This window comes from Flavobacterium sp. 245 (assembly GCF_004362055.1).
Classification (GTDB): Bacteria; Bacteroidota; Bacteroidia; order Flavobacteriales; family Flavobacteriaceae; genus Flavobacterium.
In genome coordinates this window covers 26,457-45,183 of sequence record NZ_SNXB01000015.1, presented here as the reverse complement: position 1 = coordinate 45,183, position 18,727 = coordinate 26,457, and the positions used below count along the sequence as shown (strand labels likewise).

Here is an 18,727-nt window from a genome sequence, read left to right as displayed (position 1 = left end):
AAGATTTCAATGAATATTTGAGTAATTCATTTACTCAAATTTAAAAAAAATTAGCGAGTATAACAAAAGTTTGAAATATCCCGAACTTCAAACACGTATTTGGGATTTTAATTTTAATTAGGAGCTGATTCTTGCTGTCCGCTATATCTTTTGTGCCTCCCGATAGCTATCGGGACCGGCGCAAAAGGATGTCGCTCCCATCAGGGCTAGGGATCTCGATTTCATAAGAAAGCTTAGAAGAAATTGCTTTCTTAATAAAAAAAGCCACTTTGTTAGAGTGGCTAAAAAATTTAAAGTTTACTACAACGACTACAAAGAGATTTTCCTCCAGTTCCCTGCTGGCGCGAGCGTCTCGCTCGTGAACATTTAGATTGTTTTACTGATAAAGATTGTGCGCACGAGCGGGACGCTCGCGCCAGCAGGGGTTAATTTTTAATAGAGAATCTGTTTGCTATTACATTTGAAATTCTTTTTACAATATCATTATCATTATCATTTAAAATAGTAAGAATAGAATCTTTTATAATTTCTTTCAAATCCCGCCCAAACTTAATTTCTTTTTTATTTTCCAGCTTCAAAATATTTTCAATAAATTTTAATTTTTCAATATCGATTGGATTTTGAAGGGCAATTTGAATATATAATCGGAAACTTGAAATATCTTTATTTAACAAAGTAAAAAGGAAATTTTTATTTATAAATTCATTATTAAGTTCAAAAAAAACCTCTGATAGATTTTCTTTTTCATCTAAAGCTAATTTTGTTATTCTATCAGAGAAATTTTTAAAATTTCTTTCATCAAGTAATCTTATTATATTACTCCAATTTTCTTTTTGCCAATCATCTAACGTAAAAATTGTATTGCCTTTTATTAAAGTATCCTTCACAAATTCATAAAGCACATTATTTAAGGAAAGTCCTAGAGAAAAATCATTGTACTTCTTTTTTATAAGCAACAATATATCAAACAGATAATCATTTTCTTGAAGAGAATTTTGTAAATCCTTCTCATCAATCTCATCTAATGCACTTTGGACTTTTTTCAATAATTTCTCTGAATTACTTAATTGAATAATTTTATAAATCAAATAGTTATTAATTTTTAATTGCAAGTCATCCATCTCCAATATTTCTTCTTCAATTTTTGAATTTTTATAAAATAAGGAGATAATTTCTGGCATATCAAAATCATCTTGGCAATTATTATTTAAATTATCCAAAATCTCAAATGCGTTTTCAACTTCAAATTCTTTTTCATCCTTATTTTCTATCATCAAATTAATTATATCAAAAGTCAACAAATTGTTTTTGTCATTTGTGAGTGACCAAATATTTTTGAGCAAATTATTTTCTTTATATTCAATGTATGTGAAATTAGCATTTCCTATATCAGAAACTAACCAGTAATTTTTAATGTTTTGGAAATATAAACTAGCATAATAATTTGTCTGCCCCACTTCATTTTCGATGGTGAAAATTTTCTCTTTAAAATGTAAACTACAAAGTGTAGATATGATTTTGATTATATTTTCATTTTCTGAGTTTGTATAATAACAAACGGAATATAGTTCAGGACTGGTAAAAAGAACCTTAAAATCGTATTCTGTATAATATGCATAATAAAGTTTTTGTAATATTTCAATGGATTGAAAACTAAAAATGTTTCCACTTTGACTTCCATTGTTCCATTGAATATACTTTTGAAAATTTAATATAATTGATTTAAAATCTTTGACTTGTATTGTTATACAATTACTTATTAAAAAATAATCTTCTTCTGTTATTGGCGTTCCTGGCTTAATTAGATCCTTAATCTCATTTGCAAGTTTAGGTGAAGGCTGTACTAAATTTGAAAGGTCTAAAAAATTAGATTGTTCATTAATATTTTTCCAATTGCCTAAGCTTATATCTATTTTTTTTTGTTTAAGAACTACATTAGAACTACTTTTAATATGATATAAAATATTAGTAAACATTGCATTATGAGCATAATTTATTTCATTATTATTTTCTTGTATAGTATATGTTAGAGTACAAAAATCCCACAGTCTAAATAATTTCGATTCTTTTTTATATTTAACTAGTAAATCTACTGTACTTTTAATATTAGTAAAAAAACCTTCATCAAATAATTAATCAGCTTGTTTAATTGCATCTAAATATCTTACCAGCAAACTAATAAAATTAGCTTCAACATCTTTATTAATTTCTTCAAAAGAAATATTTATAGGAGTACTATATTCCAAGTATTTTTGAAAGTCACTAGTATCAGAAATGATTTTTTTAAATATTGACCAAAAAACATTTTTATGATTTATCGCTAATTCTTTTAATTCATGTGGCTTATTTAGATTTAAAGCATTCATTATTTTTGGGGAAAGTAATAGCTGAAGCCCTTTATCTTTGGCTACGCCATATACAATTGCAGAAATTTCTTGAATAGTATCATCTTCAATTAAATTAATTTCCTCAACTGGAATTTTTTCTACTTGTAATAAATAATCTGAAATTTGTTCATTTGATTTCCCTTGTAAATATCTTTTAAAACAATAAAACGCAATATTTTTAGTAGAAATATCTTCTAAAAAATGATTCCGTAAAAAACCTACTTGATTCAAGTATGTTTTTATTTCTCTTGGCTTTGGATTATCTAAAACATTTTTTCTTGTTTTTTCGATCACTTCTTTTATTACTCTCTTTTCTTCTTCTGGCCAAACTTCAAATGCTTTTTCAATCATTTTATCTATAAAGTCTAACCAATTAGAAACAATAGGTTTTGGGACATCAATTCTAACTTGGAAACTTTTATCAAAAAAGGATTTTGCAAAGTTGTTATCAATAGATTCTTCATCTTTTTTATAGCTCTCCCAAATTTTCATTAAGCTTTCTTCATCATATGGAATAACAGTAAAAATAAATTTAAAAATTTCATAATCTTTAGAAGCTGGATTTTTATGCTGAATAAATGTTTGTAAAGTTGACCAAATCTTCAATGAAACTTCAGCATCCACACGATCTAAATTATCAAGGACAATTATTATTTTTCTCTTTTTAATAGAGTTATTGATTTCTAAGATTTCTTTAAAATACCTTTCGAATTCAATAGAACTCCTTTCTTCATCACTACTAACGTCTTCTATTACAGTTTCATTCGAATTATTTTGCACAAAAGCCCAATAATTTAAATCTCTTACATCTTTTTTATTTTTTTTTAAATGACAATAATTGATCAACAAAACGAAAAAAGGAGTTAACGAAAATAATACACCAGTGTAAAAAGCTAGATTTATTGATCCAGTATAAGTAGAGGTTAAATTTTCATAATTTATTGACGATAGAAAAGCTAATCCAATACTTAAAATGAAAGTTGAAACTGCAAGAAAAAGACCAAGCTTTGTTGTCGATCTTTTTATTTCAGTTTTTTTAATTCTTTTTTCTCTTGAAATAATTGCTCTTTTTTCTTCTAGTTTATTAAGTATGTCTTCGTTACTTTCTTCTTCTTTACAACAATTTATGAAGCTTTCAAGAAAAATTCTTCTTAATGGATCTCCTTCATGTGCCCAAGCATCAAAATAAAAAAACAAAAAATCACCCTCTTTTTTTAGCAAATTAATTATCGTTGACTTTCCTGATCCCCAAGGTCCAGAAAGCCCAATAGTAATACCCTCATCCTCATTTTGTATTAAATTAAATAACGATTTTTTAATTTTTTCATGAGTTTGTTCTTCGTAAAAATCTTTAGCTTCAACCTCTTCTCTTAGAATTTTAAATTTGTATTTTTCACTCATTTTTGCATTTTTTTTTTTAAAAATTAAAGGAAAACAATTAATTATTTATATGTATTTAAATCAAAAAACAAATATCAACATTCAACCCTTTTCTGATTTATGGAAAACCATAAATATCTGAGATTTATTATCAAACAAGTATACCAATAAATCAAAGCAAAACCACCAAGTACATATACCCCTTTTCCCCAACCAAAAAAAATCCCCAACTTTCCCTAAATTTATCCCCAAATAAATCCCATTTTAGCATTACCAAATAAAACACCTCCTTAAAACAGTATTTTAATGAATAAAAATATAAGTGCCCTTTTTGAAATCGCTCAAAAAGAGACCCGAAAAATAATAGGTTTAATGTCCGGAACTTCGCTTGACGGATTGGATATTGCGCTTTGTGCTATTTCTGGTGCGGGCGAAAATACCGCTGTGAAAATTCTGGAATTCGAAACCATCAATTATACCGAAGACATAAAAACCGAAATCCGTAAAGTGTTTGCACAGAAAACCATCGATTTTCAGCATTTGGCTTTATTAAACGAATGGATCGGTCTTTTGCACGCCGGCATGGTCAACGATTGTCTTCAAAAATGGAATATTCCCGCGCACGAAGTCGACTTAATTGCCTCACACGGGCAAACGGTTTTACACGCTCCGAAGTTTTTGCATCAGCAGGAAAAATTCCCCAATGCGACTTTGCAAATTGGCGACGGCGATCATATTGCAGTAAAAACCGGAATTATTACGTTATCCGATTTCAGGCAAAAACACGTTGCAGGCGGTGGCGAAGGTGCGCCTTTGGCGGTTTACGGCGATTATTTGTTGTTCAGCAAAAAAGGCGAAAACCGCATTATGCTCAATATGGGTGGTATCGCGAATTTCACTTATTTACCCGCTTCCCAAAATGCCAGCGACGTTTTTGTAACCGATACCGGAACTGCCAATACGTTAATGGACATTTTCACGAAACACTTTTTCCCTGAAAAAAGTTACGATAAAGATGCCGAAATCGCCCAAACCGGAACCGTAAACCAAACCCTTTTAACGGAATTAAAAAGCAATGCTTTCTTCCAGAAAAGCTTTCCAAAAACCATCGGTCAGGAATTATTCAATAAAGCTTTTGTCAATTCGGCTTTGGCAAAAACCAAACTCGAAAACATTTCGGCACCAGATTTGCTGGCGACTTTAACAAGACTAAGCGCCGAAACGATTGCTGAAGCGATTCTGTTTGTGGTAAAAAACACGGGAACGCCAATCGAAGAATTCACGGTTTATATGTCGGGCGGAGGCGCAAGCAATCCGTTATTGGTAAAGTGGTTAAAGGAATTATTGTCGTGCCCGTTTCAAAAAAGCGACGATCTTGGCATTTCAGGCGACGCAAAAGAAGCGGTTTTATTTGCTGTTTTGGCTAATGAAACCGTAGCAGGCGGAAATTATAATTTTGGCACAAAAAAAGGAATTCCCTCAGTAACAATGGGAAAAATCTCCTTACCAGATTGATAGGTTTGCCACGAATTTCATGAATTTTCACGAATTATTTTTTTGCAGTATTGAGTATAAAAATTAGTGGAAATTCGTGTAATTCGTGGCAAAAAAATAAGTTAAAAATTTAAACACATAGAAACATAGATTTTAAACTTTGAAAAAAGGTGTTTTTAAAAAATCTAGATTTTCACACATAGCTCTGTGTTTTAAAACAAATGAAATGCCTTTACCGACAAAGAATAGCTATTTTTCTATGTGTTTAAAAATTAGTCACAAATTTTGTAGCGTTTATTTAAAAAACAATTCGTACTAATTAGTGCAATTCGTGGCAAAGAAATAAAAACTTTGTGGCTTTGTGCCTTTGTGGCAAAAAACATTGCGCATTTGTGGCAAAAACCACGTATAAGAAATTCAAATAAATACCGTTAAAATTATAATTTCTGAATTATTTACTATACTCAGCTAAAAAAACTATTTTTGGTTTCTGTTAAAAAAGATTGCAATGCATAAAAATCAGCCAATACTATTCTCTATCATATTCTTACTTTTCTTAGGATGGACATCCAACGCACAGGAAAAAACACTGCATCCTAAAAACGAATTCAGAGGGGTGTGGATTGCAACGGTTGTTAATATTGACTGGCCCAAAACAGCTACTGACAACGTTGAAAAAGAAAAAGCTGATTATCTTGAGATTTTAGAAACTTATAAAAAACTAAATTATAACGCCGTAATTGTTCAGGTTCGCAGTGTTGGTGACGCGATTTATCCTTCTGAATTTGCTCCTTGGTCACGATTTTTGACTGGAAAAGAAGGTTTGGCTCCCAACCCCTATTATGATGCGTTGGCTTGGATGATCGAGCAGGCACATAACCGCGGATTTGAATTTCATGCCTGGCTGAATCCTTATCGCGCGACTTTTGATCTAAACAAAAATCTTTTAAGCCCAGCACACGATCTTTTTAAACATCCGGAATGGATGATCGAATACGGCGGAAAATATTATTATGATCCTGCTTTGCCTGAAGTTCAGGAACATTTGACAAAAGTGGTAAAAGAAGTCGTTGATAAATACGATATTGATGCGATTCATTTTGATGATTATTTTTATCCGTATGCCGTTCCTGGAAAAGTCTTTAACGACAATGCATCCTACAAAAAATATGGTGCTGGCCTGAGCCTTGCCGATTGGCGTCGTGCGAATGTAAGCAACTTTGTACATACGATTTCTACCACTATTAAAGCAAGCAAACCGTGGGTGCAATTCGGAATCAGTCCGTTTGGGGTTTGGCGAAATAAAACACAAGATCCAAGAGGTTCTGAAACACAATCTACATCAAACTACGATGATTTATATGCCGATCCAATGTTATGGATGGATCAAAAATGGATCGATTATATTCTGCCACAATTGTATTGGAGCATGAACAATACGAGAGCTTCTTATTCAAAATTAGTAAAATGGTGGTCTGAAAACTCCAATAATACAGCCATTTATATTGGACACGCGACTTATAAAATTAGAGCCGATAGCGATAAAAGCTGGAATTTTATGCAGGAAATCCCAACTCAAATTGACTTTTTGAGAACTTTCAAAAATGTTTCAGGAAGTGCGTATTTCAGCTCTAAATGGTTTATGAACAAAAACTTTGATGTGGTTCGCCATTTAGAAGAAAATCAATATCGATATCCAGCGCTTCCTGCTCCGGTTCCAAATTTAAAACACGTGATTATCGACACGCCACAAATTGCTGAATATATTAAAGACAGTATCAAATACACTTTTACATTCAAAAGTCCCCTGAATACAAAAGTTCGTTATATGGTCGTTTATGGCGGTGAGCACGTTTCTAAAATTGATATTAATGATGCTACAAAAATTGTTGAAAAAGTTACCGTGAAAGAAATTGACGGAAAAATCACTTTTTCAATTGCTGGCGGAAAACTCAATCTTTACAAAGCTTGCGCCGTAACGTTTATTGATTATTATGCCAATGAAAGTACGCCGACTGCCATAGATCTAAAAAAACCTTTTAAAAACTATACACCTGCACAACCTAATGAAAATAGATAACAAACCCTGGTTTTGGATTCCGTTTCTAAACTTTGCTTCTGGATTACCTTATGCCATAATTATTTCGGTTTCGGTAATTATGTACAAAAATCTGGGAATTTCAAATGAAGACATTGGCGTTTACACCAGTTTATTGTATCTACCTTGGGTAATCAAACCGCTTTGGAGTCCGCTTATTGAATTGGTTGGAACCAAAAGAAAATGGTTTTTATCGATGCAGTTATTAATTTCAATTGCCTTTTTATTAGTCGGATTCACGATTCCGTTCAATGGCTTTTTTATACTCTCATTATCCATATTCTGGGTTGCCGCTTTTGCTTCAGCTTCAAATGATATTGCAACCGACGGTTTCTATTTATTAGTTTTGCCAGAAGACAAACAATCTTTCTTTATCGGGATCAGAAGCACTTTTTACAGACTTTCTATGCTTGCAGGAAATGGATTAGTGGTGCTTTTTGCAGGTTATTTAGAGCATAAATTCGGTGACAATACAAAAGCATGGTCGTACACTATGATTTGTGTTGGTTTTTTAATGACATTCATTACAGCTTACAATTTTATTTTTACGCCAAAAAATGAAATAAATGCTGTTGCGAAAACTAAAGAAGCGCATCAAAATCAAAACTTCCTTACAGTTTTCATCAGCTTCTTCAAGAAAAAACAAATCGGATTGATTTTGGCTTTTATTCTGGTTTTCAGATTAGGCGAATCGCAGTTGCTTAAAATGCTGACTCCCTTTTTATTGGATGGAAAAGAATTAGGAGGAATGGGATTAGATACTGAAGGTGTTGGAATCATTTACGGAACATTTGGTGTAGCAGCGCTAACTTTAGGAGGCATATTAGGAGGTATCGCAATTTCGAAGCAAGGCCTTACTAAATGGATGTTTCCCATGTTTTTAGCCATGCATTTACCAATTATCGGGTTCATTTTGCTGGCATTTTTTCACCCAACATCAATTTATTATATTTATGCCGTTGTTATTTTAGAACAATTTGGTTACGGTTTTGGTTTTACAGCTTTCATGATGTATCTAATTCACGTTGCCGAAGGAGAATCAAAAACAGCACATTATGCACTTGCAACTGGTTTTATGGCATTAGGAATGATGCTTCCGGGAATGCTGAGCGGTTACATTCAGAAATATTTAGGCTATGACAACTTCTTTATTTGGGTTCTTATAGCTACAATTCCAGGTCTTATTTTATCACGTTTTTTAACTTTCCCAAAAGATTTTGGGAAAAAATCAGAAGAAGTTTAAACCCCAAATCAAACATCTTACCTATGGAAATCAATGAAAATTTGCAGGCCGAACGCAACTTGAAAGGAGCTGAGTTCGAAAAAAATGGAAATCTTGAAAAAGCAATTGAATTATATGAGGAAAATGTCGCGGAAAGCTTTAAAGGAAATCATCCTTACGATCGATTAGCTACGATCTACAAAAATCAGCTTGATCTTGAAAATGAAATCAGGGTTTTAGAAAAAGCGATCATTGTATACGAGGAAATTACACTCGTAGACAGAATTGAAGGTTTGCCAAAACTTTTCCGTTTTAAAAACAGATTAGAAAAGGCAATTGAAACCAAAAAGCAATTGGCAAAGCAAAAAAAGGCAAAATTAAAGTAAGTAAATTTAAATGAAGCTTAATTTTCTTTAACCATTACAGCCATTAAGAAATTTAAGCCAAGCTTTCTGAACTTAATATCTTAATGGTAAAAAAATCGAAATGAGTACTTTAAAACGAACTAATTCAGACGATATCGATTTTATAAATCTGGTTGCTTTATTAGATAAAGATTTAGCGATCAGAGACGGAGACGATCACGCATTTTACAATCAGTTTAATAAAACCGATAAAATCAAACACGTAATTGTTTATTACGAAAACGGTATCCCGGCCGGCTGTGGCGCCTTTCGCGAAAAAGAAAGCGACAAAACCGAAATCAAAAGAATGTATGTTCATCCTGATTATCGAAAAAAAGGAATTGCCTCAAAAATTTTAGCCGAATTAGAAATCTGGGCCAAAGAAGTAGGTTATACTTATACCATTTTGGAAACTGGCAAAAATCAGCCGGAAGCCATCAACTTATATCAAAAATTAAATTATACCATCATTCCAAATTATCCGCCTTACGAAAAAATGGATAATAGTGTCTGTATGAAAAAGACTTTATAATAATGAAAATTACTGCCGAAGCATTACGACAAAGAATAGGACAATTCTTTTTTCCTGCCGTTTTTATCAACGATACCGAAGAAAATATTCAGGAAACAGAACGCCTTATAAAAGAACATAATATTGGCGGACTGACCTTTTTCCATAGTCGTGCGAGTGCCGCAACCAATTACGAAAGCAAGAAAAAAGTTGTTTTTAATGACGACAGCTACGAAAAAATCAAAGCACTTATTGTACGTTATCAAAAAGCCGCTTCTACTCCACTTTTAATCAGTATTGATGCGGAATGGGGCTTGGCAATGCGTATCGAAAAAACACCGCAATATCCCTATGCTATCACTCTTGGTGCTTTGCCAGAAAACAAATCTAATTTGGTTTACGAAATTGGAAAACAAATTGGATTGGATTTAAAAGCGGCCGGAATTCAATATAATTTATCGCCTTTGGCAGACATCAATAACAATCCTAATAATCCGGTTATTGGCTATCGTTCTTTTGGTGAAAACAAAGAAAAAGTAGCCGCTTTTTCGGTAGAATATTTAAAAGGAATGTCTGAAGTTGGAGTTTTAGGATGTCTGAAACACTTTCCAGGACACGGAAATACGAATGTCGATTCGCATTTGGGATTACCTGTTTTAAAAGAAACTTTAGAAGAATTATTAGAAAACGAATTATATCCGTTCATTAAAGGAATTGAAAATAATGTCGATTCGATTATGATTGGGCACTTAGCCGTTCCGAGTTTAAATGACGGAAAAGATACTTCGGCAACACTGTCAAAAGCTGTTATTCAGGATTTACTACGTAACAAATTAGGTTATGACGGTTTGGTCATTTCTGATGCTTTAAATATGCACAGCGTTTCTAAATTATATGAAACCAAAGGTCATTTAGAATGGGAAGCTTTTAATGCCGGAAATGATGTTTTATGCTTCGCCGAAAATGTTCCGGAAGGAATAGAAGAAATTCTGAAAAATGCTTCGCCACAGCGCATTGAAGAAAGCTACAACAGAATTATGAAAGCCAAAGAAAAAGCTGGAATTCTTTCTGGAAATACTGCTGCTTCGGGAGAATTAGATTTCAAAAAAACATCCGAATTAAATCTGCAAATTGCTCAAAATGCTATTACGACAATAATTGATAATTCAAATTCAGAATTGGCTTTTGAAGCGCACAAAAGCAACAAACTTGCCAAACTGAGTTTATATAAAAATACCGAGAACACTTTCTTTCAAACGCTAAATACAAAATTATCTTCACCAGAATTTGCTTTCGAAAATTTAGAAATTTCGGATATTTCATTTATCAAAAGAGAATTAGAAAATTTCGAAACCATTATCATTTCATTGTTTGTTCCGAAAGCAAAACCAATGAATAATTTCGAAATTGATAATGAAGTTTTAGAACTGCTTTCAAGTTTGCTTCAATCCAAAAAATGTATCGTTTACGTTTTCGGAAATCCGTATGTTTTGCCTATAATTCCGAATCTTAAAAAGGCTTCAGGATTGGTTCAGGCCTATCAGGATTTTGAAGAATTTCAAAAAACGGCGGGAATTCAATTTTTAGAAAAAAATACTTTGAATGGCGCATTACCCGTAAATATTGATATTCAATAAGTTAAAAACAACAATAACTAAATCTTATCAAATTATAAATTTTTATAATTACATCTTATTGTAAGTACCTGTACTTATGCCCTACTTTTGCACCAGAAATAAATTTTTAACGTAAAACGAAAAATATGTCTTTAGTAGGAAAAAAATTCCCAAGTATTGCAGTAGATGCTATCTCAGAAATGGGTGATAATTTAAAAATCAACATTTTTGAAGAAGCAGTAAACAACAACAAAAAAGTATTATTGTTTTGGTACCCAAAAGATTTCACTTTTGTATGTCCAACTGAATTACACGCCTTTCAAGCTGCATTACCAGAATTCGAAAAAAGAAATACTATCGTAATTGGCGCTTCTTGTGACACAAACGAAGTTCACTTTGCTTGGTTAAACACGCCAAAAAACAATGGTGGAATTGAAGGTGTAACGTACCCAATCTTAGCGGATACAAACCGTAACTTATCTAACATTTTAGGAATTTTAGATATTGATTCTACAGAATACAGCGAAGAAACGGATTCAGTTATCATCGAAGGTTCAAACGTAACTTACAGAGCTACTTACCTTATTGACGAAACTGGAAAAATCTTCCACGAAAGCGTAAACGATATGCCATTAGGACGTAACGTAAACGAATACTTAAGAATGGTTGACGCTTACACACACATCCAAACTAAAGGTGAAGTTTGTCCTGCAAACTGGGAAGCTGGTAAAGAAGCTATGTCTGCAGACAGATTAAGTACTGCTGAATATTTAAGCGCTAATTAAGCTGCTAAGATACTAAGGTTCTAAGTTGCTAAGTTTTTCAACTTAACTTTTGAATCTTAGATAAAATTCTACAATAAAAGTCGAGAGATTCTAAGATTAAACTTAGATCTTAGAATCTCAACGACTTAAAAAATCTATCAAATAAATCCACATAAAGTTATTCGGTTCGAGAGCAAACTTAGCATCTTAGAACCTTAGTAACTTAGTGTCTTAAAAATAAAAATTATGTTAATCGACTTAAACGAAGATACGTTAGCAGATTTAGTTGCTAAAAACGAAAAAGTAGTAGTACAATATTCAGCTTCATGGTGTGGAAATTGCCGTATTATGAAACCAAAATTCAAAAAATTAGCAACAGAAAATGAAGCTATCACTTTTGTTTTGGTTGATGCTGAAAATGCTCCTGAATCAAGAAAATTAGCTAATGTGAGCAACCTGCCAACATTCGCCACTTTCGTAAACGGACAATTGGTTGGCGAAACACAAACTAATAAACAAGAAGTTTTAATCGACTTGGTAAACGCAATTGCTTAATTAGATTGTTAGACATCTTAGATGTTAGACAACTTAGACTTACTTAAAATATCTTGAAATTTTTACTATGTAAAAATATAACTTGATAACAGCTAAGATGTCTAAAAAGTCTAAGTAAGTCTAAGTAGTCCAAAAATCTAAGCAAGTCTAAGTAGTCTAAAAATCTAAGAAGTCTAAATTATGAAATTACCAGTAATAAAACATTTAACGCAATTCATCGAAGAAAACGATCAGGATTATATCATTGAAACAATTGAAGTTCTTGAAGCAATGACTGAAATTCCTTCTCTTAAAGACGAAGAATTAGACGTAATTGGCGAATTGATTTCAAACATGTACGGCGCACTTGAAGTACAAAAATTGGTTGCGCAAGGAACAGATAAAAAAGAAGCTCTAAATACGTTCATGAAACGTGTTTTAGGTTCAATCGATAAATAAATCGGCCTCTTTTTCAAATAAAAAACAAAAAAACAAGACTGAGAAAGCGTTTCTGGATAAGAGACGCTTTTTTTATTGTAGCAAATGATACACTGATGACACGGATTCACTTCGTGAAGTCGCAGATCTAAACGGTTTTTTTTGTTTTATCATTTCGTACAAAAAAACCGTTTAGATCCGTGTTTTTGCGTAAGCAAATCTGTGTGATCCGCGTACAATCTATACGCAAACTAAGATAAAAATCCATCTCCTTAATCTCTACTTAAACCCTTAACAAATACTTTTAGATTCAAATATTAATCCTTACTTTTGAACCTCATTAATTTAAACAAAAATCATGGCTTCAATAACTTTAGGAGGAAATCCAGTTCATACATCAGGCGAATTACCTGCAGTTGGTTCAAAATTAGCTGACTTCAAATTAGTACAAAACGATTTATCTGTTGCTTCGTTAAGTAACTTCGCTGGTAAAAAATTAGTTTTAAATATTTTCCCAAGTGTTGATACAGGAACTTGCGCAACATCTGTTAGAAAATTCAATGCAAGTGCAAGCGGATTAGAAAATACTACTGTTTTATGTATTTCAAGAGACTTGCCATTTGCTCAAAAACGTTTTTGTGGTGCTGAAGGTTTAGAAAATGTGGTTAATTTATCTGATTTTCAAGAAGGAAGTTTTGGTAAAGCAAACGGTTTAGAAATTGTTGACGGGCCTTTAGCAGGTTTACACTCAAGAGCAATCATTGTTGTTGACGCTGACGGAACAATTACGCACACAGAACAAGTTGCTGAAATTGCAAACGAACCAAATTACGAAGCAGCTTTAGCAACACTATAATATTTTCCTTTAAATGGAGTTTCAAAAAGATAATACATTTGTTACAGGCCGGTTAAAAAGCATGACGTATGCTTTTAACGGGGCTGTAAAATTAATAAAAACAGAACACAGCATTATGGTTCAATTCTCATTAGGAATTATCATGACCATTGCTGGGTTCTATTTTCATATTTCACAAACCGAATGGCTTTGCCAGACATTGGCAATTGGCTTAGTTTTAAGTGTTGAAGGATTGAACACTGCAGTTGAAAAAATTGCTGATTTTATTCATCCAGATTACAGCAGACGAATCGGGTTTATTAAAGATATTGCTGCCGGAGCGGTATTTTTTGCCGCAATGACTGCAATAGCAATTGGCTTAATTATTTATATCCCAAAATTTATATAGGCGGAACGCAAGAATGGCAAAAACAAAAAAAGAAACTGCAGACAAAAAAACGGAATCAAAAGTCGAGAGTATTAGGTCTTGGAAATTAACCAAACAGCAAAAGTTTGTTTTGGGATGTCTCCTAATACTTTTTTCAATCGCATTATTGGTTGCCTTTATTTCGTTTTATATCAACGGACAATGGCAAACAGATCAAAGTGCTGTCAGTAGTCTTGGAGACCGAGACGAAGTGGTACAAAACTGGCTCGGAAAATTCGGGGCTTATCTTGCTGATTTAATTGTTTACAGAGGCTTTGGGATTGCTTCTTTTATTTTTGTCCGTTTATTTTTCCTTACCGGATTGTTTTTGGCATTGGAACTTTCGACCAAAAAACTTAAAAATACTTGGTTTTGGGATTTATTTGCGATGATTGTTGTTTCTGTTCTGTTTGGTTTTTTCGCTACATCGGCACCAGAATTAGGAGGAACAATTGGTTATGAATTAAATCTTTTTCTTCAGGATTACATCGGAAAAACTGGAACTTTATTGACCTTGTTTTTCGGCCTTATCGTTTATTTAATTTTCAAAATTAAAGTATCTCCTGAAAAAATTCAGTCTTATTTTGATTCGACTAAAAAGGAATTCAATTCAGAATTAGAATCGATAAAACCTGTTCAACAACAGCAACAGCCAGAAAGTGCCTATAATTTAGAAGAATTTGCAATTGAGGAAGAAGAAGATCCTGAATTGGACAACATTCATCTAAAAACAGTCGACTCTCAATTCGAAATCAACAAAGAAGCTTTAAAGCCGACTATTTCAAATTCGTCAGAAATTGATTTAAATCCGGTTTTAAAACCAGTTCAAATGAACATTAATCCTGCAACCGTTACAGCTCCAGCCCATACTGAAGAATTTGTGATCGAAAAAGCCGAAGAAGAAGATATTATTGAAGAAAATCTGGCCTCTCGCCTAGTTGCAGACTTTGGTTTGTTTGATCCAACTTTAGATTTATCGAATTACAAATTCCCAACCATCGATTTATTAAAAGAATATTCGACAGGCGGCATTACCATCAATCAAGAAGAATTAGAAGAAAATAAAAACAAAATTGTAGATACATTGCGTAACTACAAAATTGAAATTGCGCAGATTAAGGCAACCGTAGGTCCATCGGTAACTTTATATGAAATTGTACCGGAAGCCGGAATCAGAATTTCTAAAATTAAGAGTTTAGAAGATGATATTGCCTTGTCATTATCAGCATTAGGAATTCGTATTATTGCGCCGATTCCAGGAAAAGGGACAATCGGTATCGAGGTTCCGAACAAGAACCCTACAATGGTTTCTATGAAAAGCGTTATTGGATCGGCTAAATTTCAGGAAGCTGAAATGGAGCTACCAATTGCTTTAGGAAAAACAATTTCAAACGAAACTTTTGTTGTCGATTTAGCTAAAATGCCTCACTTATTGATGGCGGGTGCTACAGGACAAGGAAAATCGGTTGGATTGAATGCGGTTTTAACTTCTCTTTTATACAAAAAACATCCTGCAGAAGTAAAATTTGTTTTAGTTGACCCGAAAAAAGTGGAGCTTACACTTTTCAATAAAATCGAAAGACACTATTTAGCTAAACTTCCTGATACGGAAGACGCTATTATTACAGATAATGCAAAAGTCGTCAATACTTTAAATTCACTTTGTACCGAAATGGACAATCGTTATTCTTTATTAAAAGATGCGATGGTTCGTAACATTAAAGAATACAACGATAAATTCAAAGCAAGAAAATTAAATCCAGAAGCCGGCCACCGATTTTTGCCTTACATCGTTTTGGTTGTCGATGAGTTTGCCGATTTAATTATGACTGCAGGAAAAGAAGTCGAAATCCCGATTGCGCGTTTGGCTCAGCTGGCCCGTGCTATTGGTATTCACTTAATTATTGCCACACAAAGACCTTCTGTAAACGTAATTACAGGTTTGATTAAAGCGAATTTCCCTGCCAGAATTGCGTTTAGAGTAACTTCAAAAATTGACTCAAGAACAATTTTAGACACCCAAGGTGCTGATCAGCTTATTGGACGAGGAGATTTATTATACACAAATGGAAACGATGTTGTGCGTGTACAGTGCGCATTTATTGACACTCCTGAAGTTGAAAAAATTACAGATTTTATTGGCGGACAAAAAGCGTATGCCACAGCATATTTGCTTCCGGAGTTCATTGGAGAAGAAAGTGGCATTAATCTTGATATAGATATTTCCGAAAGAGACACCTTATTTAGAGAAGCTGCTGAGATTATTGTCAATGCACAGCAAGGTTCTGCTTCATTACTGCAAAGAAAATTAAAATTAGGCTACAACAGAGCCGGACGATTGATTGATCAATTGGAAGCAGCCGGAATTGTTGGTCCTTTTGAAGGCAGTAAAGCTAGAAGCGTGAACATTTTAGACTTAAGTGCTCTTGATCAATTTTTTAATAATGAACAAAATTAACCCCATCATGAAAACGAAAATTCAGGAAATCAGAAACAATTCTATCACTAACATGACTAAAAAGTGTTTTCAAATTGCTGCAATATTGCTTTTGAGCTTCACTTCAACTCAGGCTCAGGATAAAAAAGCCAAAGATTTATTGAACGAAGTAACAACTAAAATAAAAAGTTACGACAACATTGTTATCGATTTTAAATACTCTTTGAATAATGCTAAAGAAAACATTAATCAAGACAGTAAAGGAAATGTAACAATGAAGGGAAATCAATATGTATTAAACTTTATGGGAGTTACTAAAATATTTGACGGACAAAAAACATACACTATCAACCCTGAAGATGAAGAAGTTACTATTTCTAAAGTAAATGAAAAGGATGATAATGCGATTACACCTTCAAAAATGCTTACTTTCTTTAATTCTGGATACAAATACAACATGGATATTGTACAGAATGTTAAGGGAAGAAAAATTCAGTACATAAAATTAGTTCCAACAAGTGGAAAAGACCAAAGAAAAGAAATTCTTTTAGGTATTGACGTTCAGACCAAACACATTTACAATTTAATTGAAACTGGAAAAAACGGAACAAAAACAACTTTAACCGTTAATTCTTTTAAAACCAATCAGCCTTTATCAAAAAATCAATTTACCTTTGTAGCGAGCAAATATCCAAAATACTACATCAACAAATTAGATTAATTACGGGTTGAAAATTTTAGACAAATACTTACTAAAAACATTTCTGATTACGTTTACTACGGTATTCGTAATCCTTTTTTTTATATTCATACTTCAAACAGTCTGGCTTTTTATCTCAGAACTTGCTGGTAAAGACTTAGATTTGATTTTGATTGTAAAATTCTTATTGTTCTCAATGCCGAGAATTATTCCGTTAGTTTTACCGCTATCTGTTTTATTGGCTTCGATTATGACTTTCGGAAACTTAGCTGAGAATTATGAATTTGCCGCGATGAAATCTTCAGGGATATCGCTTCAAAGAGCGATGCGTATTTTAATCGTGTTTATCTTTGTTTTAAGTATTGTTGCTTTTTGGTTTGCTAATAATGTAATTCCGTACGCAGAATACAAATTCGTTAACTTCCGAAAAAACATCGCTCAAGCTAAGCCTGCAATGGCAATTGCCGAAGGTCAGTTTAACGATGTTGGATTTTATAACATTAAGGTAAATAAAAAATCAGGCGAAAACGGAAACATCCTAACCGGTGTTACTATTCATGAAAAAAATAATAATCTTGGTGAAAACAAAACCGTTATTAAAGCAAAAAACGGGAAGTTAATCAGTAACGAAAAATCAAGTATTTTGAAACTGGTTTTAAATGATGGTTATTATTATCAAGACGTTACGCCAAAAAAATATGAAGACCGCGCTAAACTTCCTTTTGTTAAAGCAGCTTTCAAAAAACAAATTATCAACATTGATTTGTCTGAACTGAATAAAGTTGATGAAGACAAAGAAAGCGTAAGCAGTACAAACGGAATGTTGAATGTTAGCGAATTACGCTATACACTTGATTCGTTAAACAAAAATTTAGATAATGAAATAATTTCTTTTTCAGAAAATATCAATCAACGTGTGGGAATTAAAAAAATCCCAATGCCGATTAAAACTGATATTAAGAAGAAGCAAATGCCTAATGATCTTTTATCATTATATACAAATAAGCAAAAACTGGATATTCTAAAAATGGCAAGCAGTAATGTAAGCAGTAATATCTATTCCGTCGAAGCCACCCAAAAAGATTTAAAAGACAAACAGCGCGAAATCAACAAACATCTCACTGCATTATATGAGAAATTTGTGATTGCTTTCGCCTGCTTTTTAATGTTTTTTATTGGAGCTCCATTAGGCGCAATCATTCGCAAAGGTGGACTAGGATTACCAATTGTTTTTGCTGTATTGATTTTCATTACTTTCCATTTCATTAATACGTTTGGAAAAAGACTTTCGCAGGAAGGCGGTATGACTCCTTTTATGGGCTCATGGATGTCCTCTTTCATATTATCGCCATTGGCCATTTTATTAACTTATCGTGCTACAAATGACAACGGATTAATAAATTTTGATGCCATTACGACGCCAATATTACAATTATTTCAAAAAATTTCCGAGCGATTTTTCCCTGCTCAAAACAAATAA

The 18,727-nt window shown here is 32.8% G+C and carries 16 protein-coding genes; 14 read left to right on the top strand and 2 right to left on the bottom strand.

All coding sequences use genetic code 11. The features are described 5' to 3' along the window. Positions 1-425: 425 nt before the first annotated feature. Positions 426-1,976: a hypothetical protein gene (locus EV145_RS21060; protein ID WP_133527156.1), complete on the bottom strand. Its 1,551-nt coding sequence runs from the start codon at positions 1,974-1,976 to the stop codon at positions 426-428. A 156-nt stretch (positions 1,977-2,132) separates the two neighbouring features. Next, positions 2,133-3,788 (bottom strand): P-loop NTPase fold protein, encoded by a 1,656-nt coding sequence (locus EV145_RS21055; protein WP_133527155.1) that lies wholly within the window; start codon positions 3,786-3,788, stop codon positions 2,133-2,135. A 285-nt stretch (positions 3,789-4,073) separates the two neighbouring features. Here EV145_RS21055 and EV145_RS21050 point away from each other — a divergent pair, with 285 nt between their 5' ends. The 14 genes from EV145_RS21050 (at position 4,074) to EV145_RS20985 (ending at position 18,727) form a co-directional block, all read left to right on the top strand. Beyond that, on the top strand, positions 4,074-5,282 hold the full coding sequence (locus EV145_RS21050; protein ID WP_133527154.1) for an anhydro-N-acetylmuramic acid kinase: 1,209 nt from the start codon (positions 4,074-4,076) through the stop codon (positions 5,280-5,282). A 487-nt stretch (positions 5,283-5,769) separates the two neighbouring features. After that, a complete protein-coding gene (locus EV145_RS21045; RefSeq protein WP_133527153.1) occupies positions 5,770-7,341 on the top strand; it encodes a glycoside hydrolase family 10 protein in 1,572 nt (523 codons plus the stop codon). Further along, positions 7,328-8,602 (top strand): MFS transporter, encoded by a 1,275-nt coding sequence (locus EV145_RS21040; RefSeq protein WP_133527152.1) that lies wholly within the window; start codon positions 7,328-7,330, stop codon positions 8,600-8,602. The genes EV145_RS21045 and EV145_RS21040 overlap by 14 nt, the downstream gene beginning before the upstream one ends. Positions 8,603-8,625: 23 nt before the next feature. Then, positions 8,626-8,967 (top strand): hypothetical protein, encoded by a 342-nt coding sequence (locus EV145_RS21035; RefSeq protein WP_133527151.1) that lies wholly within the window; start codon positions 8,626-8,628, stop codon positions 8,965-8,967. A gap of 100 nt (positions 8,968-9,067) precedes the next feature. Then, complete coding sequence (locus tag EV145_RS21030; protein ID WP_133527150.1) at positions 9,068-9,517, top strand: GNAT family N-acetyltransferase; 450 nt, start codon at positions 9,068-9,070, stop codon at positions 9,515-9,517. 2 nt (positions 9,518-9,519) lie between these two features. After that, entirely contained in the window at positions 9,520-11,133 is a 1,614-nt protein-coding gene (locus EV145_RS21025; RefSeq protein ID WP_133527149.1) for a glycoside hydrolase family 3 protein, read from the top strand. A gap of 125 nt (positions 11,134-11,258) precedes the next feature. Then, complete coding sequence (locus tag EV145_RS21020; protein ID WP_026985957.1) at positions 11,259-11,897, top strand: peroxiredoxin; 639 nt, start codon at positions 11,259-11,261, stop codon at positions 11,895-11,897. A 225-nt stretch (positions 11,898-12,122) separates the two neighbouring features. Beyond that, entirely contained in the window at positions 12,123-12,431 is a 309-nt protein-coding gene (locus tag EV145_RS21015) for a thioredoxin family protein (RefSeq protein WP_031453681.1), read from the top strand. 180 nt (positions 12,432-12,611) lie between these two features. Then, positions 12,612-12,869, top strand: a complete 258-nt coding sequence (locus EV145_RS21010; protein ID WP_008462029.1) for a DUF6952 family protein — start codon at positions 12,612-12,614, stop codon at positions 12,867-12,869. A gap of 337 nt (positions 12,870-13,206) precedes the next feature. Further along, positions 13,207-13,704, top strand: coding sequence for a thiol peroxidase (gene tpx / locus EV145_RS21005; protein ID WP_133527148.1), 498 nt, complete (start codon positions 13,207-13,209; stop codon positions 13,702-13,704). A gap of 13 nt (positions 13,705-13,717) precedes the next feature. Then, on the top strand, positions 13,718-14,092 hold the full coding sequence (locus tag EV145_RS21000; protein WP_115886268.1) for a diacylglycerol kinase: 375 nt from the start codon (positions 13,718-13,720) through the stop codon (positions 14,090-14,092). 13 nt (positions 14,093-14,105) lie between these two features. Further along, entirely contained in the window at positions 14,106-16,568 is a 2,463-nt protein-coding gene (locus EV145_RS20995; protein WP_133527147.1) for a DNA translocase FtsK, read from the top strand. A 7-nt stretch (positions 16,569-16,575) separates the two neighbouring features. Beyond that, a complete protein-coding gene (locus EV145_RS20990; RefSeq protein WP_238567983.1) occupies positions 16,576-17,268 on the top strand; it encodes a LolA family protein in 693 nt (230 codons plus the stop codon). A gap of 7 nt (positions 17,269-17,275) precedes the next feature. Next, positions 17,276-18,727: an LptF/LptG family permease gene (locus EV145_RS20985; protein WP_133527145.1), complete on the top strand. Its 1,452-nt coding sequence runs from the start codon at positions 17,276-17,278 to the stop codon at positions 18,725-18,727.